This window comes from Streptomyces sp. NPDC052064 (assembly GCF_055585925.1).
Map to the genome: position 1 here is coordinate 184,646 of NZ_JBVJJE010000006.1, position 24,428 is coordinate 209,073.

The 24,428-nt window shown below is 70.6% G+C and carries 21 protein-coding genes; 14 read left to right on the forward strand and 7 right to left on the reverse strand.

What is annotated here, in order from left to right:
• Window positions 1-39 precede the first annotated feature (39 nt).
• The 3 genes from ACZ6TU_RS17990 to ACZ6TU_RS18000 form a co-directional block, all read right to left on the reverse strand.
• Complete coding sequence (locus tag ACZ6TU_RS17990; RefSeq protein WP_469549437.1) at window positions 40-1,356, reverse strand: ABC transporter substrate-binding protein; 1,317 nt, start codon at window positions 1,354-1,356, stop codon at window positions 40-42.
• A gap of 550 nt (window positions 1,357-1,906) precedes the next feature.
• Window positions 1,907-2,935, reverse strand: a complete 1,029-nt coding sequence (locus tag ACZ6TU_RS17995) for a LacI family DNA-binding transcriptional regulator (protein WP_467670902.1) — start codon at window positions 2,933-2,935, stop codon at window positions 1,907-1,909.
• A 273-nt stretch (window positions 2,936-3,208) separates the two neighbouring features.
• The gene (locus ACZ6TU_RS18000) at window positions 3,209-5,008 is read right to left on the reverse strand and encodes an RICIN domain-containing protein (RefSeq protein WP_469549440.1); all 1,800 of its coding nucleotides are present in this window, start codon (window positions 5,006-5,008) and stop codon (window positions 3,209-3,211) included.
• Between the two features lie 483 nt (window positions 5,009-5,491).
• On the opposite strand from ACZ6TU_RS18000, the gene ACZ6TU_RS18005 reads away from it, so the two are divergent.
• From ACZ6TU_RS18005 to ACZ6TU_RS18030, 6 genes are all read left to right on the forward strand, one after another.
• On the forward strand, window positions 5,492-7,492 hold the full coding sequence (locus tag ACZ6TU_RS18005) for an RICIN domain-containing protein (RefSeq protein ID WP_467670900.1): 2,001 nt from the start codon (window positions 5,492-5,494) through the stop codon (window positions 7,490-7,492).
• Between the two features lie 89 nt (window positions 7,493-7,581).
• On the forward strand, window positions 7,582-9,297 hold the full coding sequence (locus ACZ6TU_RS18010) for a substrate-binding domain-containing protein (protein WP_467670899.1): 1,716 nt from the start codon (window positions 7,582-7,584) through the stop codon (window positions 9,295-9,297).
• Window positions 9,298-9,568: 271 nt separating this feature from the next.
• Window positions 9,569-10,696, forward strand: coding sequence for a Gfo/Idh/MocA family protein (locus ACZ6TU_RS18015; protein WP_467670898.1), 1,128 nt, complete (start codon window positions 9,569-9,571; stop codon window positions 10,694-10,696).
• A complete protein-coding gene (locus ACZ6TU_RS18020) occupies window positions 10,689-11,621 on the forward strand; it encodes a DUF6807 domain-containing protein (protein WP_469549443.1) in 933 nt (310 codons plus the stop codon). The genes ACZ6TU_RS18015 and ACZ6TU_RS18020 overlap by 8 nt, the downstream gene beginning before the upstream one ends.
• Window positions 11,618-12,361, forward strand: a complete 744-nt coding sequence (locus ACZ6TU_RS18025) for a cupin domain-containing protein (RefSeq protein WP_469549445.1) — start codon at window positions 11,618-11,620, stop codon at window positions 12,359-12,361. Before ACZ6TU_RS18020 ends, ACZ6TU_RS18025 begins: the two co-directional genes overlap by 4 nt.
• A gap of 87 nt (window positions 12,362-12,448) precedes the next feature.
• A complete protein-coding gene (locus ACZ6TU_RS18030; RefSeq protein ID WP_469549881.1) occupies window positions 12,449-13,930 on the forward strand; it encodes a glycoside hydrolase family 43 protein in 1,482 nt (493 codons plus the stop codon).
• Between the two features lie 46 nt (window positions 13,931-13,976).
• On the opposite strand, the gene ACZ6TU_RS18035 is transcribed toward ACZ6TU_RS18030, so the two are convergent.
• Window positions 13,977-14,849 (reverse strand): oxygenase MpaB family protein, encoded by an 873-nt coding sequence (locus ACZ6TU_RS18035; protein ID WP_467671492.1) that lies wholly within the window; start codon window positions 14,847-14,849, stop codon window positions 13,977-13,979.
• A 187-nt stretch (window positions 14,850-15,036) separates the two neighbouring features.
• On the opposite strand from ACZ6TU_RS18035, the gene ACZ6TU_RS18040 reads away from it, so the two are divergent.
• The 7 genes from ACZ6TU_RS18040 (at window position 15,037) to argB (ending at window position 20,818) form a co-directional block, all read left to right on the forward strand.
• Window positions 15,037-15,291: a hypothetical protein gene (locus ACZ6TU_RS18040; RefSeq protein WP_469549448.1), complete on the forward strand. Its 255-nt coding sequence runs from the start codon at window positions 15,037-15,039 to the stop codon at window positions 15,289-15,291.
• Complete coding sequence (locus ACZ6TU_RS18045; RefSeq protein ID WP_469549450.1) at window positions 15,282-16,124, forward strand: UbiA family prenyltransferase; 843 nt, start codon at window positions 15,282-15,284, stop codon at window positions 16,122-16,124. The genes ACZ6TU_RS18040 and ACZ6TU_RS18045 overlap by 10 nt, the downstream gene beginning before the upstream one ends.
• Window positions 16,125-16,423: 299 nt before the next feature.
• On the forward strand, window positions 16,424-17,512 hold the full coding sequence (locus tag ACZ6TU_RS18050; protein ID WP_469549453.1) for a type III polyketide synthase: 1,089 nt from the start codon (window positions 16,424-16,426) through the stop codon (window positions 17,510-17,512).
• Entirely contained in the window at window positions 17,509-18,027 is a 519-nt protein-coding gene (locus tag ACZ6TU_RS18055; RefSeq protein WP_469549457.1) for an isoprenylcysteine carboxyl methyltransferase family protein, read from the forward strand. Before ACZ6TU_RS18050 ends, ACZ6TU_RS18055 begins: the two co-directional genes overlap by 4 nt.
• Before the next feature lie 21 nt (window positions 18,028-18,048).
• The gene (locus tag ACZ6TU_RS18060; protein ID WP_469549460.1) at window positions 18,049-19,113 is read left to right on the forward strand and encodes an NAD(P)/FAD-dependent oxidoreductase; all 1,065 of its coding nucleotides are present in this window, start codon (window positions 18,049-18,051) and stop codon (window positions 19,111-19,113) included.
• A 73-nt stretch (window positions 19,114-19,186) separates the two neighbouring features.
• Window positions 19,187-19,846 carry an isochorismatase family protein gene (locus tag ACZ6TU_RS18065; protein ID WP_469549462.1) on the forward strand — a complete coding sequence of 220 codons (660 nt, stop codon included), beginning with the start codon at window positions 19,187-19,189 and terminating at the stop codon, window positions 19,844-19,846.
• 57 nt (window positions 19,847-19,903) lie between these two features.
• Window positions 19,904-20,818: an acetylglutamate kinase gene (gene argB / locus ACZ6TU_RS18070; RefSeq protein WP_467670888.1), complete on the forward strand. Its 915-nt coding sequence runs from the start codon at window positions 19,904-19,906 to the stop codon at window positions 20,816-20,818.
• Between the two features lie 19 nt (window positions 20,819-20,837).
• Here the strand turns inward: argB and ACZ6TU_RS18075 are convergent, their stop codons facing one another.
• Genes ACZ6TU_RS18075 through ACZ6TU_RS18085 form a run of 3 tightly spaced genes read right to left on the reverse strand, consistent with a single transcriptional unit; the run spans window position 20,838 to window position 23,176 of the window.
• The gene (locus ACZ6TU_RS18075) at window positions 20,838-21,362 is read right to left on the reverse strand and encodes a GNAT family N-acetyltransferase (protein ID WP_469549465.1); all 525 of its coding nucleotides are present in this window, start codon (window positions 21,360-21,362) and stop codon (window positions 20,838-20,840) included.
• The gene (locus ACZ6TU_RS18080; protein ID WP_469549468.1) at window positions 21,359-22,957 is read right to left on the reverse strand and encodes an amidohydrolase; all 1,599 of its coding nucleotides are present in this window, start codon (window positions 22,955-22,957) and stop codon (window positions 21,359-21,361) included. Before ACZ6TU_RS18080 ends, ACZ6TU_RS18075 begins: the two co-directional genes overlap by 4 nt.
• Before the next feature lie 6 nt (window positions 22,958-22,963).
• On the reverse strand, window positions 22,964-23,176 hold the full coding sequence (locus ACZ6TU_RS18085; protein ID WP_467670882.1) for an MbtH family protein: 213 nt from the start codon (window positions 23,174-23,176) through the stop codon (window positions 22,964-22,966).
• Window positions 23,177-23,267: 91 nt separating this feature from the next.
• Between ACZ6TU_RS18085 and ACZ6TU_RS18090 the strand changes: the two genes are divergently transcribed.
• Entirely contained in the window at window positions 23,268-24,374 is a 1,107-nt protein-coding gene (locus ACZ6TU_RS18090; protein ID WP_469549471.1) for an alpha/beta hydrolase-fold protein, read from the forward strand.
• Window positions 24,375-24,428: the final 54 nt, after the last annotated feature.

Sequence of the window (24,428 nt, forward strand, 5' to 3'; positions counted from 1 at the left end):
GCGGGGATTCCTTCCAGAAGCGCTACTACATGGGGCAGCTCAGAGCTGGGACTTGATCTCGGAGATGAACTTCTTGGCCGCCGCCTTCGGCGACAGGCGGTCGAACAGCACGTCCTCGTTGAGGCGCTGGAAGATCTCCGGGACAGCGGGACCGGCCTCCGCGTTGGGGAGGTGCACCGCGGTCGGCTTCAGGGCGTTGGCACGGCGCAGGTAGTCGGCGATCCGCTTCTCAGCGGGGGACAACTCGGGCGTGATCGCCTTGAGCACGTCGGGGTTGACGGGAACACCGCGGTCGAACTTCCCGATCTTGCCCGCCTCGGGGGAGTTGACCAGGAAGTCGAGCAGCTGCGCGGCCTCCTTGGGGTGTTCCGTCCGCGCCGAGGCCCCGTAGAAGACGCCGGGCTTGGTGTAGGCGCCGACCTGGGCGGCACCGTCCTCGCCGGGGAAGAGCAGCAGCTTGGTCTCGCGCCCACTGGCGGCCTCCAGCGCGCCGAGCTGGGTGACGGACATCTCGGTCATGGCCGCCTTGTGCTGGGCGACCAGGTTCTGCTCGATGCCGGCTCCTGAGGCCAGGGCCTCGACCGCCGCCTCGGGGCTGGTCGTGCCACCGCTGTCACGCAGCTTGACGACCCACTCCCAGTAGGCGGCCATGGTGCCCTCGGTGAAACCGATCTGGCTGCCGTCCTCGGTCCAGTAGTCCTCACCGTGCTGCCGCAGCCAGGGGCCCACCATGTTGGGGTAGAGAGGCATCACACTGCCGACCAGTTTCGACTTCGACTTGGCGATGGCGGTGGCGGTCTTCACGTAGTCGTTCCACGACCACTTGGTGTCGTCCGGAATGGGCACACCGGCCTTCTTGAACGCCGCCGGATCCACGGCGACGCCGAACGCGCTGTCGCCGGCCGGGACGCCGTAGAGGCCGCCCTTCACGGTCGTCATCGACATCGAGTTCGGGGGCAGCTTGTCGGTGTTCAGCACGTCCTTGACCTTCTTCAGGTCCATCAGCTGCCCGTTGTCGATGTACGAGTACATGAACGGGTCCGTGATCTGCAGGACGTCGGGCATGTCATTGGCGGCCGCGCTGGTGGACAGCTTCTTCCAGTAGTCGTCCCAGTTGGAGTACTCGGGCTGGACGTCGATGTTCGGGTGCTTCTTCTCGAACTCCGCGATCATCTGCTTGGTCTGCTCGTGCCGGACGTCCGACCCCCACCAGTTGAACCGGATGACGGTCTTGCCGCCGTCGCTGCCGGAGGAGTCCGCGGCGCAGCCCGCGGACAGGACCAGGGCGAAGACCGAACAGGTCAGCCCGACCGCACGGAGTCGAGAGCGTCTGCTCGGACGGGACGAGTGGTTCATGGTGGGGCTCCTCTGCTGCCATCACTGGGCGGTGCGCCCAGACGGGGGAAACGTGGTCTCAAGAAGCCGGCGTACGACGCCGGCCGTCTCGCCGCGTGGCGGCCAACTACACAACTCGGCTGCTTTGCGGGCCGCGAAAGTTACTTGCGATCCGGTTGCTGGCAGCCGGCCCGGCTTATCGGGATCCCGGGTGGGCTGCAGCGGCTCTGACAGGGGGGTTGTGAACGTAAGCTGGAGCCTTGGTCGATGTGCCGAGCTGATCCGCGGGGTCGACCGCGAGCGTCGCGCCGAGTTGAAGGCTGTGTGCGTCAGCAATAGTGAACGTTCACGTTGCGAGCGTAGTAACCGGCCACATCTCGGTCAAGAGTTCTCTACATAACACTTGGGTACTTGGTGCGACTTCACCGGTTCCGGGCCGGTACGGAAGCGGAACGCGACCGCGCGGGAACATGCCGGGTCAGCGTGTTCCGCCCGGTGCGGACGAGGCGTTCGGGCGCTTTTGTCCGTCCGAACGCCCGTTGCGCGACGGCCGGCTGATGGGGCCGACGGGCTAGATGGTGTGGTTCGTCCTCGCCGGTCCGGACGACTCGCGCAGCACGAGGCGGCAGTCGAGGTCCAGATGCAGTTCCGGCTCGGTCTCCTCGCGGATGCGGGCGAGCAAGGCCTGCATGGCCCGCCGGCCCATGGCCTCGCGGTCGAGATCCACGGTGGAGATGGACGGGTTGAAGTACGCGGTGAACTCCTGGTTGTCCCAGCCGAAGACGCTCACGTCATCCGGGACCCGCCACCCGCGGTCCTGGAAGCCACGGATCACGCCCATGGCGACGTCGTCGTTGGCGGCGAGGACCGCGGTGACGCCGGAGTCCGCCGACAGGCCCTGGGCCGCGTCGTATCCGGACCGCACGGACCAGTCACCGTCGATGACGGCGTAGTTCTCCAGGCCCCGCTCGGCGACCGTCCGCAGATAGACCTCGCGTCGCTTGCGTGCCGACATCCAGTCCGTACTGCCGGCGACATGGACGAAGCGCCGATGCCCCAGGGAGACGAGGTGATCGATGATCATGGCGGCCGGCTCGCCGTCAGCCGTGATTCCGTGGGACCGCATCTGGTCGTCGTACTCACCTATGACGACGGTCGGCGTATGGTCCAGCCCCAGCTTCTCCAGGTCGCCGATGGGGGTGAAGGTCAGCACTCCGTCTGCCTGACCGGAGTCGAGCAGGGCGCGGACGCGGTCGCCTCTGACCCGTTCGTCGCCTTCCAGGCCGACGATGTCCAGCAGGTAGCCGGCCGCCTGCGCCTCGGCGGACGCTCCCCGCAGGATCTGCGAAGGCACGAAGGTCGTCATGGCCGGAAGGACCACGGTGACACGGTTCGACTTGCGGGTGCGCATCGACCGCGCCACCAGGTTGGGCCGGTAGTCCAGGTCGGCCACGGCCTGCTCTATTCGGGCCACCGTCTGCGGCTTCATGCCACCGTTGCCCCGCAGGAAGCGCGAGACGGTCTGATGCGACACCCCCGCGTGCGCCGCGACGTCGAGGATGGTGGGACGCTTTCTGGGCGGCGGCTTCGGCCGTTTCACGTCCCGCTCCGCTCGCTCCGGTCCCGTGTCCGCGTCCACCGTGCCGCCCCCCGCCGCATCTCCACGCCCCGCGCGCCCATCGGTACTGTACTGCCGAGTTCTCCATGGCAAACCGGGCCCTTTCCTCTTGCCGTCTCGCCGGAGCCGACCGCATCGGCCGGTCGAGCCCGGCTGTCACGCTGATCGTCCGGCCCGGCCGGCCGCATGGTCCCTGTCCGGGCCGTGCGGCCGGCCGCCGAGTCCGCCGTCACCGGGCGGCACGCGTTCCTCATGTCAGACCTGCACAGTCCAGTGCTGGTTGGTGTGCGACTCGTCGTTCCAGCAGGTGTACTGCAGCAGTCGGGCCCCGTCCGTCATGAGGGCCCGGTCCACGTCGAGGCACTTGCCGGAGTGACGGGCGACGATCTCGACGAAGCCGGTGCCGGTGTCGCTCAGCCGCCACTGCTGGCTGGTGCGGCCGTCGCAGGTCTGTTGGACGATCGCGGCCGTGTTCGCCGTGGAGGAACCGGCCACGTCGAGGCACAGCCCCGAGTGCCGGGAGAGGATCTGGTAGTAGCCTCCGCCGACTTCGTGCAGCTGCCACCGCTGGTCGTCACCGCCGGCGCAGCCGGCCTGCTCGATCGCGGCTCCGGCCGCGGTCGAGGAGCCGACCGCCTTGGCGCACTTGCCCGAGTGCCGCGCCTCGATCGTCGTCGTGTCGGCCAGCCGGGACAGTTCCGACGAGAGCACAGGGACGTAGAAGTCGGTGATCCCGGCGATGTTCGGATGCGTGCCGCTGCCGCCGCTGCCCGGGTAGCCGCCCACGAGTCCGTCGAAGGTGTACGCCACCCGCTGGGCGTCGACGCGCGTGTCGAGCGTCGCGTCCCCGAAGACGTCGGCCACCGCGACGCCCCACTTCTGGGCGGCCTGCAACTGCACCTGGCGCAGGGCGAGCTGGGTGTCCCAGTCGCGCGAGCCCATCTTGTGGGCGGCCACGTAGACGAGCTGGGCGGTCGGCCACTTCTGCCGCATGGTGTGGATGGTGGTTTCGAGTGCCCCGGCGTAGGTGCCGGGGTCGAGGGTGGCGGGGTCCTGGGAGCCGCTGACGGTGCCGACCTCGTAGGTGTGCGAGTCGTGGATCTCCATCGCGTCGTTCGTGCCGCCGTCGAAGACGACGAAGTCGGGCGCCTGCGAGCTCGCCGACTTCACCTGGTTCAGGATCTGTCCACCGATGGCGGTGGGCGCCGGTCCCACGGTCGCGCCGTTGCGCGCGTACTTCGTCAGCGTCATGCCCTCGCGTTCGGCGACGAAGTTCACGAAGCTGCGCGCGTACTGGTGCCCGTAGACGATGCTGTCACCGAAGGCGTAGACGGACGAGCCGGCGAGGGAGCCGTAGGCGGGGTTCACGGGGCGGATCAGGCGGAAGTTGTCGATCGACTGCACACCGGTGCCGTAGTAGTTGCAGGCGACGAGCTTCGCCAGGTTCTGTCCCGTGATGCTCTTCGTGACGGAGACCAGCACCTTCGGCGCGGCTTCCCTGCTGGTGACCGTGTACTGGATCTTGCCGAGGGTGAAGTCCATGTGCAGATCGACCGTGTACCACTTGGCGGGGTCGAAGCTGATCTTGGTCCAGGTGGGATTGAGCGAGTCCGGGGCGGAGGTGGAGTCCGAGTCGGGTCCTGTCGCGGCGTGACGGAACTCCGCGCCGGTCGCGGCCATGCCGAAGATTAGGCGTCCGGCGCTGTCGCGCAGTTCCAGACCGGTCTTCATCCCGGTGCTGCTGATGGCCGTCTTCCAGTCGAACCGCAGGTCGAGCGTCTTCTCCTGGGTGATCGACGACGCGAACGGCCGCACGGACGTCGTGTAGTTGCCCATGCCCTTCGTGACCTCCAGTACGCCGTTGCCTATGGCGGCCCCGACCGGGAAACCGAAGTTCGCGGGGGTCGTCTGAGCGTCGAACGTCTCGTTGATGAACGTCGCGCCCGGGGTTTCGGCGGCGGAGGCGGCCGGAGCCGTGAGGAAGGCCGCGAGGAGCAGGATGCCGGCGGCCAGGGAGCCGGCCCATCTTCGGGGCCGACGGCCCGTTCTGCGCATGACCGTATACACGTGATCTCCCTTGATCTCTGGTGCTACCGACCGGTGCCCGGTGGGGAGGAAGGGGCCCGGCCGTGACTCGGCCCGAGGGCGGCACGGAAAAGCCCCGAATGTACCGGGAAGGAGGAGGTGTCCGACTACAGCAGGGGCAACGTAGTGATCGTTCACCTGAGCGGTCAAGATGTCTGCGGGTGATCGTTCACTTCGCGGGGGTCCCACCGGTGCGACCGGAGCCGACCCACTCTGGGCTGCGACGCAACTCTCCCCGTTCACGCCATTGACACACAAGCGTTTCGACCAGTCTTATGTGCGCCATCGTTGGTTTCAGTCAATCTCTGCTCACCAGGGCCCCGCCATCGCCTGTCGGCTCGATCGCGCTGCGCCCGACGCCCCTGCCTCGAAGGTTCCTGACGGGCGCCGTCGAACCCTCAATCGTGATCGTTCACTATCCGGCAGAAGTTCACCTGACACGGAGGTAGTGCAATGAAGTCGAACACCGGCCCTTGGTCGCGCCGCAGATTCCTCGCCACGAGCGGGGCGGCAGCCCTCGGGGGCATGGCGCTGAACCTCGTCGGCGGCCTCCCGCGGGCCGCCGCGGCCGGCGGCGTGGTGTCCTACGTCGACACATCGAGGTCCACGTACGACAAGATCGTCCTGATGGTCGACGGGAAGCCCTTCTTCCACAGTGGCGTCCAGTTCCGGTACGAGAAGCACAAGTACACGTTCGGCTGGACGGACGCCCAGTTGAAGCCGGTGCTCGGGATGATCCGCGACGACGGGTTCACCGTGGTGAACATCCCGATCTGGTGGTCGAAGGTGGAGACCTCGAAGGACGTTTTCGACTTCACCGACATCGACCGGTACCTGGCCTGGTGCGGGGAGTACGGCCTCAAGCTGGAACTCCTGTGGTTCGGCCACGAATCGACCGGTTCGTCCCTGGCGGCCCGGATGCCGGCCTACGTGATGAACGACTACCAGGCCGTGGTGAGGTCCGACGGCACCAAGCTGACCCTGAACGGCAACCCTCTCCTTGACAAGACCGATCCGAACCTGCTCGCCAGGGAGAAGTTCGTACTCGGCCGGCTCATGACCCACCTCGCGTCCGCCGACACCGCTCACACCGTCGTCGGCATCCAGGTGCTGAACGAACCGAACGTGTCGAAGCAGCAGGGCGGCCAGTCCATCGACCGGAGCTACAGCACCTACAGCACCGACCTCTGGAACAGCGGCGGATACACCGACGCGACGAAGTTCCGCAAGGACGTGCTGCTGAACTACCTGACCCAGCTGGGACAGGTGATCAAGCAGTCGGACTACTCGGTGTACACCCGGACCAACCTCGCCGGCAGCGCGGACACGGTGCCGGTCGCCGAGAACGAGGTCCTCAGGGCCCAGGGGACGGCGACCATCGACTTCTTCGGGAAGGACCCGTACACCACGGGCCTCGACACGCTCTACAACTACGGGAGGGACGCCGTCTGGGCCCAGGGGAAGAACTTCCCCATGATCATGGAGAACTTCGGAGGGACCCCGGCAGCGGACGTCGAGAAGTTCAACGGCATCGCCGGCAACACCGCCTTCAATCTGTACGCCGCTCTGGACCCGGACTCCAGCACGGGCAGCAGCAACCACGGCCTGTACGACTTCAACCCCACCACGAAGGTCGTCACCCGCAAGGCCGTCTCGGACAAGGTCGCCCGGCTCAACCATGTGCTGAACAAGATCCACCGGGACCTCGCCAGCAAGCGTCCGGTGGAACGCGGCGGAACCGACCTGCAGACGTTCAACCGGAGCGCGAGCGCCAGCACCACCACCACCAAGACCGTGGGCGGCGCCGACATCACGTTTACGACATCGAGCGGTGCGCAGGCATTCGGCGTCAGGCGCGGTGCGGCCGAGTTCGCTTTCACCACCACGACCCAGGCCACGTTCACACTGCCGGGAACCATCGGCGTCGTACGGTCCGTCGAAATCGGCCAGTACGACGCGAACGACAACTGGGTGAAGTCCGGCACCAAGGCGTACAGCACCGTGTCCGGGGACACCGTCGTCGCCCTGGCGGCCGGCGAGTGCGTGCGGGTCGCCTACCTCGTCAGCGGCGCGCGGTACAAGCTGAGGAACACGTCCTCGGGCAAGTACCTCGACACCGATGCGGACGGCGCGGTCATCCTCGCGTCCGCGACCGTCTACGACGACCAGGACTGGATCGTCGCCAAGGACTCGTCCGGGTCCTGGACCATCAGGAACGCGCGGACGGGACGCTTCTATCTGGAAGCCGCCGCCACCGACAACAACGTCATATGGAACACCGGCACTGTCGCGGACGCCTCGCTCTGGAACCTGGAAGGGGTCGCGGCAGGCGGGCTCCGCGTCAGGAACACCCACACGGGAAGGGCCTACCTGTACGGGAACTCCGCGAGTGAGGCGAAGTGGAACACCGGAACGCAGGACGCTAGCACGGTCTGGGAGTTCCAGCCGAAGTAGCCGCCCCCGCCGTCCCTTCTCCCGCGAGGCCGGAAAGGCGGTACACGCGGGGAGGGGACGGCGCAGGGTGCCCGTGTAATGATTGCTGCATGACTCAGGCCGACGTATTGCGGGCCCTGGACGCCAGGGCCGCCGGCCAGTGGGGTCTGGTGACCACCGCCCAGGCGAAGCTGGACGGCGTGCAAGGCGTCCAGCTCCTGCGGCTGGAGCGGTCCGGGGCGCTGGAGAGCGTCGGCCACGGGGTGTACCGCCTGGCCGCCTCTCCCCCGCCGGAGCACCTCAGGATCAAGGTCGCGTGGCTGCGGCTGGATCCCGGGACCCCGGGGCGGGACCGCCGTACCGACGGCCCCGGGTCGGGCGTCGTCTCCCACACCTCCGCGTGTGCGGTGCACGGCCTGGGCGGCCGGCCCACCGACCTTGTGGAGCTGACGGTCTCGTCACGCCGTACCACTCGTGACGAGACCGTCGTGCTGCACCGCGCGGCCACGGACGCCGAGGACATCACCGTCGTCGACGGGCTACCCGTCACCACCGTGCCGCGCACCGTCGTAGACCTGCTGGAAGCCCGTGCCGACGCGGCCCGTACGGGCACGTTCGTCGCCGAAGCCGCCGCCCGTGGCCTGGTGCGCGTCGACGACCTCGCGCCGCGGGTCGCGGCCTTCGCCGGCGCCTACGGGCTGCCCGCGGAGGCATCCGGCGCGGAGCTGCTGGAGTTTCTGTGCGAGCAGGCAGGGCGTCCTCTGCCGGTGCGGAAGGCCGGTCGGCCCGCCGCGAAGGCCGCCGGTCCGGGGGCGGCCTCCGACCCGGAGAGGAAGCGGCCGACCATCTGGGAGGTCGCCAAGCGGGCCGGCGTGTCGCACCAGACCGTGTCCCGGTTCCTGAAGAACGACAGCGGCATGAAGCCGGCGACGCGAGCGAGGATCGAGCGGGCCGTCGCCGAGCTGGACTACCGGCCCAACCTCATGGCGCGGTCGATGCGCACGCAGCGGTCCCACCGGATCACCATCGTGCTGCCCGAGTTGAGCGGCTTTGTTCCGATCCCTCTACTGAGGGGCGCCTCAGCCGCGGCGCACGAGGCCGGGTACATGACCGACGTCGTCGGGCTGGAGGGCGGCGAGTCGCGGCGCGCCCGCAGCGTGCTGTCCCTGCTGGAGGCCCGGCAGGCGGACGGGGTGCTGTCTTTGGTGCCGCTGGGGGACCTCGCCGGCGGCCAGGGCGCCGGGCAGCGGCCCGTGGTGGTGTTGGGCGAGTACGACGACAACCTCCAGTCCCGGGGACGACTGGCCGACGGACGGCCCGTCGAGGAGATCCTGCGTCACCTCGCGGACCAGGGACACCGCCGGTTCCTCCACGTCGCCGGCTCGCAGGACTGGGCCTCGGCACGCAACCGGCGGGCGGTCTACGTGGAGGCGGTCGAGCGACTGGGCCTTACGTCCTACGGCGTCGTCGACGGGGACTGGTCCGTGCGCTCCGGCTACGAGGCCGCGCGGGACCTGCCCGCCGATGCCGGCGTGACGGCCGTGCTGGCCGCCAACGACTATGTCGCTCTGGGGGTACTCCGCGGCTTCCAGGACCGCGGTATGCGGGTGCCCGAGGAGATGAGCGTCTTCGGCTGGGACGACGAGGAGTTCACCCAATACTTCTCGCCGAGCATCTCGACGGTGCACATCAAAAAGGAAGAGGTCGGCCGCCGGTCGATGCTGTCGCTGCTCGCTCTTCTGCGCGGCGAGCCCGAGCCGCAGTCCGAGGTGACGGATCTGTTCCGCCTCGTGCCGCGAGGGTCGAGCGGCCCGGTCGACCGCTGAATCCGGTCGGCGGTCCGGTAAGGCGTCACACACAATGTGAACGATCACTACGCAACTCTTGACCCTGAAGGTGATCGTTCACTACGTTCGGGTTGCCGCCGTGTTCGCATCGGCGAGAGCCGAGCTTCGTCCGACAGAGCCGTTCCCCTCGACCGCACGGTCACGCGTGCACGCCTTGGGCTGAGCAGGTCGAACCGACCTTCTTCGTCAGCGGTTGACGAACCCCCGGTGCCGCGCCCAGGCACCGCCCGAGCTTCCACGAAAGAGCCACATGACTGAGTACAGCCAGCCCGCGAGGGTGGCGATCGTCGGTGCCGGCAACATCGCCGACGGCTGCCACATGCCCGCCGTCCACGCCCAGAACGGCGAGGCGACCGTCATTGCCGTGGTCGACGTCGACCTGCGGCGCGCCGAGGCGTTCGCTGCCCGCTGGGGCATTCCCGCCGCCTACGACAGCCTCGACCGGATGCTCCAGGAGCAGCACCCGGACCTGGTCATCGTCTGCACGCCCCCGATCGCCCACGGCGAGGCCATCACCGCCTGTCTGGACGCCGGCGCGTCGGTGTGGTGCGAGAAACCCCCCACCCTCTCGGTCGCCGAGTACGACGCCGTCGCCGCCCACGAGCGCGAGGGCGGCCCCTACGTCTCCTACGTCTTCCAGCACCGCTTCGGGTCCGCCGCCCGGGCCCTGCGGGAGCACATCCGCACCGGCAGCCTCGGCGCTCCTCTGGTCGGTGTCTGCCACACCCTGTGGTATCGGGACGACGCCTACTTCGAGGTTCCCTGGCGCGGCAAGTGGGAGACCGAGGGCGGCGGTCCCACCATGGGCCACGGCATCCACCAGATGGACCTCATGCTGTCCCTGATGGGGGACTGGACCGAAGTCCGCGCCGCCATGGGCACGCTGGCCCGCGACGTGGAGACCGAGGACGTCTCCATGGCGATGGTCCGCTTCGCCGGCGGGGCCATGGTCTCCGTCATCAACAGCCTCCTGTCTCCCCGTGAGACCAGCTACCTGCGCTTCGACTTCCCCGAGGCCACCGTCGAGCTGTCCCACCTCTACGGCTACGACAACTCCGACTGGACGTGGACCCCCGCGCCCCACCGGGCCGGCGCCACGGCGGTGGAGCTGGGAGCACCGCTCGACGACGAACCCAGTTCGCACGCCGCACAGTTGCGCGCGCTGCTGCGGTCGCTGCGCGCCGGAGAACGCCCGGAGGCCGGTGGTGACGACGGCCGCCGCGTCCTGGCCTTCATCGCGGCCCTGTACGAGTCGGCGAGCACCGGACGCCCCGTCACACCGGGCATGATCACCCCGGCCAACCCGTACTACCACTCCATGAGCGGCCGCCCCGCCGCCGCCCGGGACAACGCCGTCAAGGAGAAGACCGGTGTCTGAGACCCCCTTGCGCATCGAGCACGACGCCGCCGGAACCGAGTTCGTGGTGTCGGCCGCGGGCGTGGACCTCGCCACGTACGTCTACCGGCCCGACACCCCGCTCGAAGAATCCCCCAAGCCGTATCTCTACCCGTTGAAAACCCTCTCCGGCGCACCCGTGGGCGTCTACCGGCCCTGGGACCACCGCTGGCACAAGGGCCTGCAGATGACCTGGTCGCACCTGTCCGGGGACAACTTCTGGGGCGGGCCCACCTTCGAGGCGGGCGCACCCGGACACGGCTACGTCTGGCGTGAGAACCACGGCTGCCAGGTGCACCGCGCCTTCGACCGGCAGGACGTCGGCGGCAGCGAGGTGACGGTCGTCCAGGTCCTGGACTGGATCGCCTCCAGCGACGAGGTGTGGATCGACGAGACCCGCACGCTCCGCTTCCACAGCGCCGACACCGCCGACACCGCCGACGGAGTCTGGGCGCTGGACTTCACCACGGCCCTGACCAACGTCCACCGCGAACCGCTGGAGATGGGCAGCCCCACCACGCACGGCCGCCCCAGCGCCGGCTACACCGGACTGTTCTGGCGCGGGCCCCGGGCCTGGACCGGCGCGGACGTCATCGCCGACGGGGGGCATGAAGGCGATGCCGTCATGGGCACCCAGGGCGCCTGGGCGGCCATCACCGGCGAGCACGACGAGATCGACGGCGGGGCCACGGTCCTCGCCTACGCCGGCACCACCACGGCCGCCGTCCCGCTGAAGTGGTTCGCCCGCAGCAGTGCCTTCGCCTGCCTCAACCCGTCGCCCGCCTTCGACACCGAGGTCAAGCTCGAGCCCGGTGAGACCCTGTCCCTGAGCCACCGCTTCGTGTTCATCGACCGCCTGGTGGACCGTCGTGAACTCGAGCCGATCGCCCAGAGGTTCGCGCCGTGACCGCCCTCCCCGACTTCCCCGGGGCCGTGGGACTGAGCCAGCTCGAGGTGTACCCCTGGCCCACGGCGGACGACGAACACGGCGGCTCACCCCACATGCACCTCGTCTGCTCGGAGTGCTACGTCGTCGTCAGCGGCCGCGGCCGGCTGGAGACCCTCAACTACAAGGGCCACACGACGACCGAGCTGCACCCCGGAGACACGGTCTGGTTCACGCCGGGAACGATCCACCGCGCCATCAACGACGAGGACCTGCGCGTGATCGTCGTCATGCAGAACAGCGGCCTTCCTGAGGCGGGCGACGCGGTCATGACCTTCCCGCCCGCGCACCTCTCCCCCGAGACCTATCCGGACGCGGCCTCGCTCCTCGACGCCGACGGGACCCCCGACCCCGAGCGCGCCCAGGCACGCAGGGACCTTGCCATCGAGGGGTTCAGGGAGCTGACGCGGCAGTGGCGGCGCGGCAACCGCTCGGCCTACGAGGACTTCTGTGCGGCAGCCGTGCGACTCGTCCAGCCGCGCCTGGACACCTGGGAGAAGACGGTCGAGGACGGTGCGCTGGCCGCCGCACGGGCGGCGCTGCGGCAGATCGATTCGCTGCGCAACGGCGACCTCAACCACCTGTACAAGGCGACCGTCTCACGTATCGCCCGACCGCCCCGGCAGACCCTGGGCATGTGCGGTTTCCTGCGCGCCTACGACCCGGCCCGCCGGGCCGGCACATCGGCCGAGCCTCAGTGACGCCCCACACCCGAACGTGCCCGAACGGCTGCTGATCTGCCCGGGTTCGAACCGTCGAACCAAAGGAAAGTGTTTCGCATGAGTTCGATGCTGCCGGAAGGCGGTAGGAGCGCCGACGCGGCGACCGCCCCGATCTTGTCTGGGATGTATCCCGACCCATCGGTGTGCCGGGTCGGCGAGGACTACTTCCTGGCGAATTCGTCGTTCGAGTACAGCCCCGGCGTCCCGATCTGGCATTCCCGGGACCTGGTGTCCTGGCGTCAGATCGGCAACGCCCTGACGAGGGACGATCAGTTCCCCGCGGGCCGGTCGCCGTCGAGTCGGGGCGTCTACGCCCCGACGCTGCGCCACCACGAGGGACGGTTCCGGCTGATCACCACGAACATCGACGATGCTCGCGGTGGTCATCAGATCTACCACGCGACCGACCCGGCCGGGCCGTGGTCGGCACCGGTGTGCCTGACCGAACTCGACGGCATCGACCCGGACCTGGCCTGGGACGATGAGGGTATCTGCCTGGTCACCTACTGCTCGTGGTCGGAGACCGAGATCGGCATCAGACAGGTCGCGGTCGATCCGGAGCAGGGCGTGCTCCTCGAACAGCCGCGGTGGATCTGGCACGGCACCGGCCTGGCCCATTCCGAAGGGCCACACCTTTACCGGCGCGGCGACTGGTGGTACCTGGTCATCGCCGAAGGCGGCACCGACCGGGGCCACGTGGTGTCGGTCGCACGCTCACGCAGTCCCCTAGGGCCGTTCGAAGCCGCCCCGCACAATCCGGTCTTCAGCCACCGCAGCACGGCTCATCCCGTCCAGAACGTCGGTCATGCCGATCTGGTCGAGCGCCCCGACGGGACGTGGGCAGCGGTGTATCTCGGCACACGGCCGCGAGGCCGCAGCCCGCGCTTCCACGTCAACGGGCGTGAGACGTTCCTCGCCGAGGTCTCCTGGGTGGAGGACTGGCCACACTTCGAGCCGGCGGGCCTCCGCGTCCCCACCGCGCAACGGGACTTCGAGGACGACTTCTCCGCGCCCGGGCTCCATCTCAGGTGGGTCTCGCCGGGAGAGCGTCCCGACCGGTTCGTCCGCGGCGTGCCGGGAGCGGTGGCCGTGGGTCACGCACCGAGCGCGACCGGTGAGCCCTCGGGCCTGTTCACCCGGGTCGGCGGAGGCCACTGGGAGGCCGACTTCCTCATCGATCCGGGGGAGAGCGCGTTCACGGTCGCGCTACGGCTCGATGGTGCTCATTGGTACGGGCTGCGCGTCGCCGACGGCGAAGTCACAGCCGTCGCCCGGATCGGACAGATCCAGACGGTTCTCGGCTCCCGTCCGCTGGCCGGCTCCCCTGTCACCCTCCGCATCCGATCCACACAGCCGACCTGGAACGGACCGGACGACATCGAGCTGGGCATCGTCGACGGAACCGGCACCGATGTCCTCGCCCGTCTGGACGGACGCTATCTCTCCACCGAAGTGGCGGGCGGGTTCACCGGGCGCCTGGTCGGTGTGTGGGCCGAGTCGCGGGAGGTCCTCGTCCGCCGGGTCCGGTTCGCCGAACAGCGCGCGTAAGCGCCTGTTCGATGTCCGCCTCGGTGCGTCCGAAGTGGCGGCACGCTCACCGGACGTCACCCGCCGGCGGGGGATTCATGCTCCACCTGATCGCCCTGGTCAGGACATGGCCGGTGAGCGGTATCGCGACGTCCTCGAACACGGGGACGCGCGGAAGCCCCAGCAGTTTGCGGGCCCACTCCGGGAGGGACGTCACCGCGTTGGCGGCGAGCAGGGCGTAGGCGGGCCGGGCGGCAAGCGGCAGCGGTGGGTGTACCAGCAGGAAGCGCGCGGTCGCCCGGCACTCGGGGGTGGCACGGAGTTCCGGACGGTACGCGGCCAGGCGTGCTTCGAGCTCCGCCCGCGTCCGGGGCGGGTCCGGCACCCCGAGGGCCGTCGCCACCTTCGCCGTGTCCGCCACGTAGGCGTCGTAGTCGGTGGATGCGAAGGGCCGGGCCCCGAAGCGCTCGTGGGCGCGAAGGAAGCTGTCCGTCTCGGTGACGTGCACCCACTCGAGCAGGTGGGGATCGGCGGCCCAGTAGGGCTCGCCCTCCGCTGTCACCCCCTTGACCCGCTCATGGATCGCGCGGACCCGTTCGACGGCGCTGCGGGCGTCTTCGGCGGTTCCGAAGGTCGTCACGGCGAGGAACGTACTCGTACGCTGCAATCGCCCCCAGGGGTCGCCGCGGTATCCGGAATGAGCGGCCACTGCGGCCATGGCCAACGGGTGCAGGGACTGCAGCAGCAGGGCGCGCAGTCCGCCGATGAACATCGAGGCGTCGCCGTGCACGACGCGGATGGGCCGTTCCGCGCCGAACCATCGCGGACCCGGGGTGTTGTGGATGCGAGCTCGGTTGGCGGGACCGTCCGGTCCCGCGACGCGGCTGAAGAGCGCCTTGCCGAGCCTGTCCCGCACGCCTGAAACCGTGAGGACGTCCATGTCCACGGTCCCATTCTGCGGCGTCGTCGTCCGCAGCGGAACAGACGGCGGCGTTGTCGACCTGCGCGGTACGGCGCCACGACGCCCAGCACGGCCGAGGGCTGCCGACGCTGCGGACGTTCCACCGGATGCCGGAGTGCCTCGTGTGAGCGGGCGGGCAACGTGGCAGCGATCCTGCATGCCCATCATGGTCACTCGTGCGACGGTAAGCATCGGCTCCGCTGCCGGACGACGCCCGCATGCCGAGGGCACGCACGACCTCCTCGGCCTGGCCCGTTGGCTGCCCGACGGCTCCGGGGGCCGTGGCGTCGACCGGCGCTCGGTCGGCCTGAGCGCCCCGTCCTGGACGCCCGTGCCGCGCCCGCGCACGGCGCTCGACGCGCTCGACGTGCTCGACGCCACGATCCGTCGCAGGTCGGCCGAGGCGCGGCGATGCCCGTGACCACCCGCGCGGTACCGGCGCGCCCCGGACCGCCGCCCGTGCTCGCGCTGCTCGCCGCCGCCCACGGCGGGCCCGCCCTTGCGGTCACCGCCGTCGCGGGCCTGCTCGCGCTCCGCGACGATCTGCACCCGCTCGACGCCGTCGCCGTCACCGCGGCGGTGTTCACCGGCCAGCTCACGATCGGCTGGGGCAACGACCTGCTGGACCTCGGTCGCGACCGGGCCGTCGGTCGCGCCGACAAGCCGTTGGCCGGCGGAGCCCTCCCGGTCGGCCGGGTGGTGCCGGCCCTGGTCGTGGCCGCACTCGCCTGCCTCGTGCTGTCCGCGCTGGCCGACTGGCGCAGCGCGCTGGTCAACGCCACCCTTGCCACCGGGGCGGGCCACGCCTACAACCTCGGGCTCAAGGCGACCGCGTGGTCCTGGGCACCGTACGCCTGCGCCTTCGGGACACTGCCCTCGGTCGTCACCCTCGCCGATCCCACCCAGGGCTGGGCACCGCTGTGGATGACCGGCGCCGGCGCCACGCTCGGTGTCGGGGCGCACCTGCTCAACACGCTGCCCGACCTCTCCGACGACGAACGCACCGGTGTCCGCGGCCTCCCGCACCGGATCGGCGAGCGTCGCTCGCGCGTCCTTGCCGCCGTGCTGCTGCCCGCCGCCTCGCTGCTCGCCGTGCTGGGCCCCGCAGGAACGCCCCCGGCGTGGGCGTGGGCGGTCCTCGCGCTGGTGACCGTCCTCGCGCTGCTCTCGCTGGTCGCCCGCGGTCGTACTCCCTTCCGGGCCGCGGTGGCCATCGCCCTGCTCGACGTCGTACTGCTCGTGGCGGCCGGCTGATGGCGCTCTCCCCCACCACTTCGGTGTCCCCGTGGCCGGCGCCGGGCCGGTCTGCGCCGCCTCCACCCCGGGCCGGTTGCGCGCCGCCCCGGGTCTGCGCGTCGCCCTCCTGGGCCTTCGCCCGCTGCACGCGGGTCCTCGGGGCCGGGCTGCGTGCCTCGGCCGCCGACCAGCGTGTCCTCGACGGCTTCGTCGGGCTCGGCCTCGCCCGGGGCCCGGCTCACCACGACCGTCGCGCTCGGCCTCGGTCGGGCGTTCGTCGCGCCCACCCGCTCGCCCAGCCGACCACAGGAGCCAGCATGACCATGCGCGTCCTCAGCGTTCGCGGCGCCCTGCCCGAGCACCGCCACCGGCAGGAGGAGATCACCGAGTACTTCACCACCATGCTGGTCGAGGACTCGGTCAACCGAGGCATCGTGGAACGGTTCCACCGCAACGTCTGCGTCGAGACCCGGCATACCGTGCTCCCGCTGGAGGAGTACGCCCGGCTCAAGAGCTTCGGCGAGTCGAACGACCTCTTCATCCGGGCCGGCGTCGAGCTCGGCGCTCGCGCGGTCGTCGACGCGCTCAAGGGCGTCGGCCTCACACCGGCCGACGTCGACTACATCGTGTCGTGCACGGTGACCGGCCTGGCCGTCCCCTCGCTCGAGGCCCGCGTCGCAGCGGAGATCGGGCTGCGGCCCGATGTGGTGCGCCTGCCCCTCGTCGGGCTCGGCTGCGTGGCGGGCGTGGCCGGTATCGCCCGCCTGCACGATCTGCTGCGCGGCCGGCCGGACGGTGTCGCGGTGCTGATGTCGGTCGAGCTGTGCTCGCTCACGCTGCAGCGCGACGACACCTCGGTCGCCAACCTCGTGGCCAGCGGCCTGTTCGGGGACGGCGCCGCGGCGGTGGTCGCCGTCGGGCCCGAGCACGCGCTCGCACAGTCCGACGATCCGGCTCGTCCCGAGGTCCTCGCGTCGCGCAGTCGTCTCTACCCCGACTCGGAGCGCATGATGGGCTGGGACGTCGGCTCCGGCGGGCTGCGGATCGTGCTCGACCCCTCGGTACCCGACCTGGTGCGCCGTCACATCGGCGACGACGTCCGCGGCTTTCTCGGCGACCACCGGCTGACCCGCGAGGACCTCGGCTGGTACGTGGCGCACCCCGGTGGACCCAAGGTTCTCGAGGCGTTGCAGGACGTCCTCGGGGTCCAGCGGGACGCCCTGGGTATGACCTGGGACTCACTACGCCGGATCGGCAACCTGTCCTCCTCCTCGGTGCTGCACGTCATGGCTGACACGCTCGCCGACCGTCCGCCCCCGCCCGGGTCCTACGGGCTCATGCTCGCCATGGGCCCGGGCTTCTGTTCCGAGTTCGTGCTCCTGCGCGCTCCGGGTGGTGAGAGGTGAGCAGCGAGGTCCTGTTCACCGTTCTGGTCCTGGCCGTCGGCCTGGAGCGGGTCGCCGAACTGGCCGTGTCCCGGCGCAACGCCGCCCTCAGCCTCGCGCGGGGCGGCGTGGAGTCCGGGCGAGGGCACTACCCGTTCATGGTGGTGCTGCACACGGGTCTGCTCGTCGGCGCGCTCGTGGAGGTGTGGATGCTCCGACCGGACACGGCAGCGGTCCTCGCCTGGGCCATGCTCGTTCTCGTCGCGGCCTCGCAGGCGTTGCGCTGGTGGTGCATCGCCACCTTGGGACGGCAGTGGAACACCCGGGTGATCGTCGTGCCGGGTGCTGCGCGCGTGACGGACGGCCCTTACCGCTGGATCCCGCACCCCAACTACGTCGCCGTCGTCGTGGAGGGGCTCGCGCTGCCCCTGGTGCACTCGGCCTGGATCACGGCGGTTGTCTTCACCGCGCTGAACGGGTTCCTGCTCGCCACCCGTATCCGCGCCGAGGACGCCGCCCTGGCGAGGCTGGCCTGAAGGAGCCTGAAGGAGCTGGACATGGACCTGCTCGTCGTAGGCGGGGGGCCGGCAGGCCTGGCCACGGCCCTGCACGCGGCCCGGGCCGGGCTCGACGTCGCCGTGTGGGAACGGCGTGCGGGCACCGTCGACAAGGCGTGCGGCGAGGGACTGATGCCGGGTGCCGTCGCCGCCTTGGCGGCGCTCGGCGCGCTCCCGCCGGGCCACGACCTGCGGGGCATCCGCTATGTCGCCGGACCACGCCGGGTCGATGCCGACTTCGGAGCGGGCCCGGGCCGCGGGGTGCGTCGCACGACGCTGCACGCGGCACTGCGGGACACGGTGCTGGCCGCGGGCGTGCGGGTCGAGCAGCGCACCGCGCGCCGTGTCGAGCAGGACGAGGACGGTGTGTCGGTCGACGGCGTCCGGGCCGGCCACCTCGTCGCGGCCGACGGCCTTCACTCGCCGATCCGCCGGGCCCTGGGCCTCGACCGGCCGCGCCGGGTCCGCCCGCGGCACGGGTTGCGGCGCCACTACGAGCTCGCCCCCTGGAGCGACCACGTCGAGGTGCACTGGGCCCGGTGTGCGGAGGCCTACGTGACCCCGGTGGCCGAGGACCTCGTGGGTGTCGCGGTGCTCACCACCGCCTGCGGGTCGTTCGACGACCACCTCGCCGCCTTCCCCGAGCTGCGGGAGCGGCTGGCCGGGGTCCGGCACGCCGGACCGGTGCGCGGTGCGGGCCCTCTCCGTCAGGACACGAGCGCGCGCACCGCCGGCCGGGTGCTGCTCGTCGGCGATGCCGCCGGCTACGTCGATGCGCTGACCGGTGAGGGCATCGCGCTGGCGCTCGCGCAGGCGCCTTCGGCCGTCCGGGCCGTGACCAGCGGTGACTTGGCGGGCTACGAGCGGGAGTGGCGGCAGCTCACACGGCGCTACCGCTGGCTGACCCACGCGCTGCTCGGCGCGACGCGAGTGCCCCCGGCTCGCGCGGCGCTGGTTCCTCTGGCGCAGGGGCTGCCGTGGCTGTTCTCCGCGGCCGTCGACGCGCTGGCCCGTCCGGCCGGACAGCATCAGGCGAGTCGGCCGAGCGCTAACCGGAATTTTTAATTAGGTTAGGCTAAGCTAAGCAAAGACCATGAGTTCGGATCCGTGCGGTGCGTCGTCAGGGGAGGGAACCGCCGTGGGCTTGCCGACCATCGGCTCCTACCCGATGCCGGATCGTTCCTGCCTCCCTCACCCGCACGTCTCCTGGAAGATCGATCCGGCGCGTGCCGCGCTGCTGGTCCACGACATGCAGAACCACTTCGTCGGGGCGTTCCCGCCGGGGCGCTCCCCCGTGGTGGAACTCGTCGACAACATCGTGGCGCTGCGCGAACTCGCCGACGCCCTGGGCCTGCCGGTCGTCTTCAGCGCGGAGCCGGCCGGACAGCCGCCGGGCACGCGGGGTCTGGTCGCCGACATGTGGGGCCCGGGCATCGGGGACGAGCCGGATGCCGCCGCGATCATCGCGCCCCTCAGGCCCCGTCCCGGCGAGCACCTGCTGGCCAATGTGCGGCACAACGCCTTCCTGCGCAGCCATCTCGGCAGACTGCTGCGCTCCAAGCACCGCGACCAGCTGATCATCTGCGGAGTGCACGCACATCTCGGCGTCCTGCTCACGGCGGCGGACGCCTTCATGAACGACATCCAGCCGTTCGTCGTCGCCGACGCGGTGGCCGACATCTCCGCCGAGGAACACTCCCTGGCCCTTCGCTGGGCCGCGCGCAGCGGCGTGGTCTGTACGACTGACTCCCTGCTGCGCGGCCTGCTCCTCCACCACAAGGAGCGCCGGAACGCGTGATGACGCTTCCCCCCTGTCCGCCCGAAGTCTCGGGCCTGCCGTGAATGGAGTGGCTCCGTGAGCGTGACCCAGGCCGACCAGGTCGCGACCTTCTCCCCCGAAGAGCTCCGCCCGCCGGAGGAGCTCAGGGGCAGCACGGTCGTCATCAAGTACGGCGGCCATGCCATGGTGGACCCCGGCCTCCAGCAGGCGTTCGCCCACGATGTCGTGGAGCTGTGGCGCGCGGGCCTGCGCCCGGTCGTCGTGCACGGCGGCGGGCCGCAGATCAGCGCGATGCTCGACCGCCTCGGCCTGGAGACGCGTTTCGAGGCGGGCCTGAGGGTCACCACCCCGGAGACCATGGACGTGGTGCGCATGGTGCTGACGGGCCGGGTCCAGCGGGAGCTGGTCGGCCACATCAACGCCCATGGCCCTCTCGCCGTGGGGATGACGGGCGAGGACGCGCACACGATGACGGCCGTGCGGCGGCCGGCCTGGGTGGACGGCCGGGCGGTGGACATCGGACTGGTCGGCGATGTCGTCGACGTGAACCCGCGCGCGGTGCGCACGCTCCTGGAGCAGGGGCACATCCCCGTTGTCTCCCCCGTCGCCCGCGGTGAGGACGCGCAGGTCTACAACGTGAACGCCGATCTGGCGGCGTCGGCACTGGCCGTGGCCCTCGACGCCGCCCGCCTGGTGGTGCTCACCGACGTGGCGGGACTGTACGCCGACTGGCCGCACAGCACCGAGGTCATCGAGCGCCTGACGGCCGATGAACTGGCCGCGCTGCTACCGGAGTTGGCGGCCGGGATGCTGCCGAAGATGGAGGGCTGCCTGCGGGCCGTCCGCGGCGGCGTGCGCAGGGCGCACGTGCTCGACGGCCGCGTACCGCACGCACTGCTGCGGGGCGTACTGGGCCGGAACAGCCCCGGCACCACGGTGCTTCCGGAGCACGGCCCAGGAGCCCCGGGCGCCGGGGCGAGCTCCGCCTGAGGACTCGGATCCCCCACCCTCACAGGGTTCGCGCGAGGACGCGCGCGTTGCGGCGCGGGTCCAAGGACCTCGCCCAGGTCGGAGGCGCGAGGCTCACGCCGGCCGGGGCGAAACCGTGCCGCAGGAAGAGGCTGCCGCTGCCGACCGTGGCGGTGAACAAGGAGCCCACCGACTGGGCGCGCGCCCTGGCCGGCACGGCACGCAGCAGCCGGCCTCCCAGTCCGCTGCCCTGCCGGTGCCGGGCCACGCAGAAGTTGTAGAGAACGCCCGCGAGACCGCGACTCCCCTCCTCGTCGGCCGCGTGTACGCGCAGGGCCAGGCAGCCCTCCAGGGCGCCGTCGGGTCCCTCGGCCACGAGGAAGTCGGCCGCGTGGGCGGCGTAGAGCGAGACGGGGCGCCGGCGTAACGCCCCGGAGTGCACGAAGGGTCGGGACAGGGCGGCGAGCGCGGCGGCATCCTCGGGGCGGGCGGGGCGTACGACTGAGGTCGCTGTGAGAGGAGCGTGCGGCAACGGCGGTGTGGTGCCCGGCGTAGCCGTGTTCAAGGCTTCCCTTCCCCGCTTTCGGATCCGCCGTCGCGCCGATCGTGACCGTCGACGTACGTCGCCACCACCTCGATGTCGCCGATGCGGGAGGTGTCGACGCGCCGCGGGTCGTCGCCGAGCACGACCAGGTCGGCGCGCTTGCCCGGGGAGAGGCTGCCGGCGCTGTTCTCCCAGTGGCAGGCATAGGCACCGGCGACGGTGTAGGCGCGCAGCGCCTCGTCCACGGTGATGCCCTCGTCCGGTCCGATCACCTGGCCGGACTCGGAGGCGCGCTCGACCATGAACTGGACGGCCCGCAGCGGGGATCCGTCGGTGACCGGCCGGTCGGAGCTGCCGACGAGGGTGATGCCGTGGTCCAGGAATCCCTTGCCCCGGTACAGCCACGGCGCCCGCTCCTCGCCCATGATCGCCGCGTAGTCGTCGCCGAAGTAGCGCAGGAAGTTGGGCTGGACGACCGCGCTCACGCCGAGCCGCGCGAAGCGCGAGAGCTGGTCGGGGCGGATGAGGCCCGCGTGTTCGACGCGGTGCCGGACGCCGTGGCGCGGGCGCAGGCGCTGGGCCCGTTCCAGGGCGTCGAGGGCGACGTCGGCCGCGCGGTCACCGATGGCGTGCACGGCGAGCTGCCAGCCGGCGAGGTGGCCGGCCACGATCGTGTCGGTGAGCGTCTCCGGGTCGTCCTGCAACTGGCCCGTGTGGTCAAGCCCTTCGTACGGCCTGCCCAGTGCGGCGGTACGGGCCATCATGCCGCCGTCGGTGTAGATCTTCAGGGCGCCGACGGAGAGCCAGTCGTCGCCGAAGCCCGTGCGCAGGCCGAGGTCGAGGGCCCTGGGAATGCCGTCGGCCTCGTGCGCGGCTACGGGCCGCAGCCGGTCCGCGGCGACCATGAGCTGTACCCGTAGCGGCAACAGCCCCTTGTCGCGGGCGAGTTGGTAAGCGCCGAGTTCGACCGGGCTGTGGCCGAAGAGGGTGCCGCCGATGCCTGCCTCGGCGCAGGCGGTGACGCCTTCGGCGACGCAGGTCCGGGCGGCGCGTCCGATCGCCTCGGCGAGTTCCTCCTGGGAGTACGGCAGGCGCAGTGCGCGGGCGGCGCCCATCGCGCCTTCGGCGAGGAAGCCGTTCTCGTGCGGGACGTCGGCGGGGAGCAGGTCCAGGACGGCGGTGTTGACGACGCAGCCGTGTCCGGAGTCGTGCAGCACGAACACCCTGCGTCCGTGGCTCACCCGGTCCAGTTCCGCGGCGGTCAGATGACGGCCCAGGGCCCGCTGGTCGTAGCCGGCGACGCTCACCCAGGCGCCGGGCGAGCCCTTCCGGAGGACGGCTTCCTCCACGACGGCCAGCACGTCGTCGATCCGCGTGCGTCCCGCGATGCTCGGCGTGTTCTGCTTGAAGCCGGTCCAGGCCAGGTGCACGTGCGCGTCGATGAACCCGGGAAGCACGGTGGCACCCTGAAGGTCGATCACCTCCCGTGCGGGCAGCGAGGTCACGGCCTCGTCCAGGCCGACGATCCGGCCCTTCCAGATGCCCAGGTCGTGGGCGACGGGGTGGGCCGGGTCCATGGTGACGAAACGGGCGTTCGTCAGTCTGGTGCAGAGCATCGGGCGTCAGGCGTCCATGGACTCGGAGAGGGAACGGGGGCGCAGATCCGTCCAGTTGGCCTCGACGTATTCCAGGCAGGCCTCCCGGGTGTTCTCCTCGAAGGCGATCGTCCAGCCCCCGGGCACGTCCGCGAAGGACGGCCAGAGCGAGTGCTGGCCCTCGTCGTTCACGAGAACGAGGAAACGGCCGTCGGCGTCGTCGAAGGGGTTGGTGCTCATCTGCCGGTGCCTCCTATGAACATTAGGTTAGGCTCGCCTAATCGCAAGTGAGCTTAGCCTTCTCGCTTTCCGCTCCACAAGGAGACGTTCAATGAGGTTGGTGGGGGACGACACGTTCGACACGTTCGCCGCGTTCGGTCTGCCCGGCGCACCCGGCACCGACGCGTTCTGGGCGGCCGCGCGGACACCCGCGTCGATACCCGACGGCGACGGCTGGGTGACCCTCTTCCTGTGGCGTGGGTCCGATGCGGCGAGCATCGACTTCGAGAGCTGGTCCGAGGCGGTGCCCCTGTGCCGGTTCGGCGACACGGACTGCTGGTACGCCGAGGTGCGCATGCCCGCGCGGTTGCGGGTGACGTACCGGTTCCGCGTGGGCGAGGAGGCGTACGCCGATCCGTTCAACCCGGTCGGAGCCGGCGGTGACCGGTCCATCGCCGCGACGCCGGACGCACCGGCCCAGCCGCACTGGCCCGCTGTCGGCGCCGACGGCGTGCTGCCCCTCCCCCGCACGCGGATCCGCTGGGCCAGTGAACGGCTGGGCGGGCGGCGGACCGTGCGCGTGCATCCGGCGGGTGGTGGCGGGCCGGTGGTCCTGCTGCTCGACGGGGACGACTGGCTGTATCTGCACCCGGCCATGACCGCGTTCGACTCTGCGGTCGCCAGTGGTGAGATGCCGCCGGTCACCCTCGTCTTCCTGCCGGCCAAGGACAGGGAGGCCGAGTTCGCGTGCCGGCCCGAGCTGTGGGATGCGGTCCGGGACGAACTGCTGCCGCTGGTGGCGGAGTCGGGGGTGACCGCCGAGCTTGACCGGCTGGTGGTCGCCGGGCAGAGCCTCGGTGGGTTGAGTGCGGTGTACGCGGCGTTGGAGTTTCCGGAGCTGGTGTCGCGAGTGGCCTGTCAGTCGGGGTCGTTCTGGTGGACGTCCGATGCGATGGGTGCGGCGGACCCGTTGGGGGGGCCGGTGGGTGGGGCGATCGCCGCGCGGCTGCGGGCAGGGGGTGATCTGTCGGGGCTTCGAGTCGCGTTCGATGTGGGGGAGCATGAGACGCGGATGCTGCCGCATGGTGAGGCGGTGGAGGCGTTGGCCGAGCGGGCCGGGGCGACCGTGCGGGTTTCGCGCGGGGCCTCCGGCCATGATCGGGTGGGGTGGCGTCATGCCCTGCTGAGGGATGTCGCCTGGGCACTGGGCTCCAGGTGATTGTCCGCGGGCCGGTGGGGGTTGATCGCGCCCGAGCGGCGGAGCCGCACATCG

What these genes read in the sequence shown, in the direction of transcription:
- ACZ6TU_RS17990 (WP_469549437.1), bottom strand. Translation starts at nt 1,356, where the DNA reads ATGAACCACTCGTCCCGTCCGAGCAGACGCTCTCGACTCCGTGCGGTC.
- ACZ6TU_RS18000 (WP_469549440.1), bottom strand. Translation starts at nt 5,008, where the DNA reads ATGCGCAGAACGGGCCGTCGGCCCCGAAGATGGGCCGGCTCCCTGGCC.
- ACZ6TU_RS18005 (WP_467670900.1), top strand. Translation starts at nt 5,492, where the DNA reads ATGAAGTCGAACACCGGCCCTTGGTCGCGCCGCAGATTCCTCGCCACG.
- ACZ6TU_RS18010 (WP_467670899.1), top strand. Translation starts at nt 7,582, where the DNA reads ATGACTCAGGCCGACGTATTGCGGGCCCTGGACGCCAGGGCCGCCGGC.
- ACZ6TU_RS18015 (WP_467670898.1), top strand. Translation starts at nt 9,569, where the DNA reads ATGACTGAGTACAGCCAGCCCGCGAGGGTGGCGATCGTCGGTGCCGGC.
- ACZ6TU_RS18030 (WP_469549881.1), top strand. Translation starts at nt 12,449, where the DNA reads ATGCTGCCGGAAGGCGGTAGGAGCGCCGACGCGGCGACCGCCCCGATC.
- ACZ6TU_RS18035 (WP_467671492.1), bottom strand. Translation starts at nt 14,849, where the DNA reads ATGGACGTCCTCACGGTTTCAGGCGTGCGGGACAGGCTCGGCAAGGCG.
- ACZ6TU_RS18040 (WP_469549448.1), top strand. Translation starts at nt 15,037, where the DNA reads ATGGTCACTCGTGCGACGGTAAGCATCGGCTCCGCTGCCGGACGACGC.
- ACZ6TU_RS18045 (WP_469549450.1), top strand. Translation starts at nt 15,282, where the DNA reads ATGCCCGTGACCACCCGCGCGGTACCGGCGCGCCCCGGACCGCCGCCC.
- ACZ6TU_RS18050 (WP_469549453.1), top strand. Translation starts at nt 16,424, where the DNA reads ATGACCATGCGCGTCCTCAGCGTTCGCGGCGCCCTGCCCGAGCACCGC.
- ACZ6TU_RS18060 (WP_469549460.1), top strand. Translation starts at nt 18,049, where the DNA reads ATGGACCTGCTCGTCGTAGGCGGGGGGCCGGCAGGCCTGGCCACGGCC.
- ACZ6TU_RS18080 (WP_469549468.1), bottom strand. Translation starts at nt 22,957, where the DNA reads ATGCTCTGCACCAGACTGACGAACGCCCGTTTCGTCACCATGGACCCG.
- ACZ6TU_RS18085 (WP_467670882.1), bottom strand. Translation starts at nt 23,176, where the DNA reads ATGAGCACCAACCCCTTCGACGACGCCGACGGCCGTTTCCTCGTTCTC.
- ACZ6TU_RS18090 (WP_469549471.1), top strand. Translation starts at nt 23,268, where the DNA reads ATGAGGTTGGTGGGGGACGACACGTTCGACACGTTCGCCGCGTTCGGT.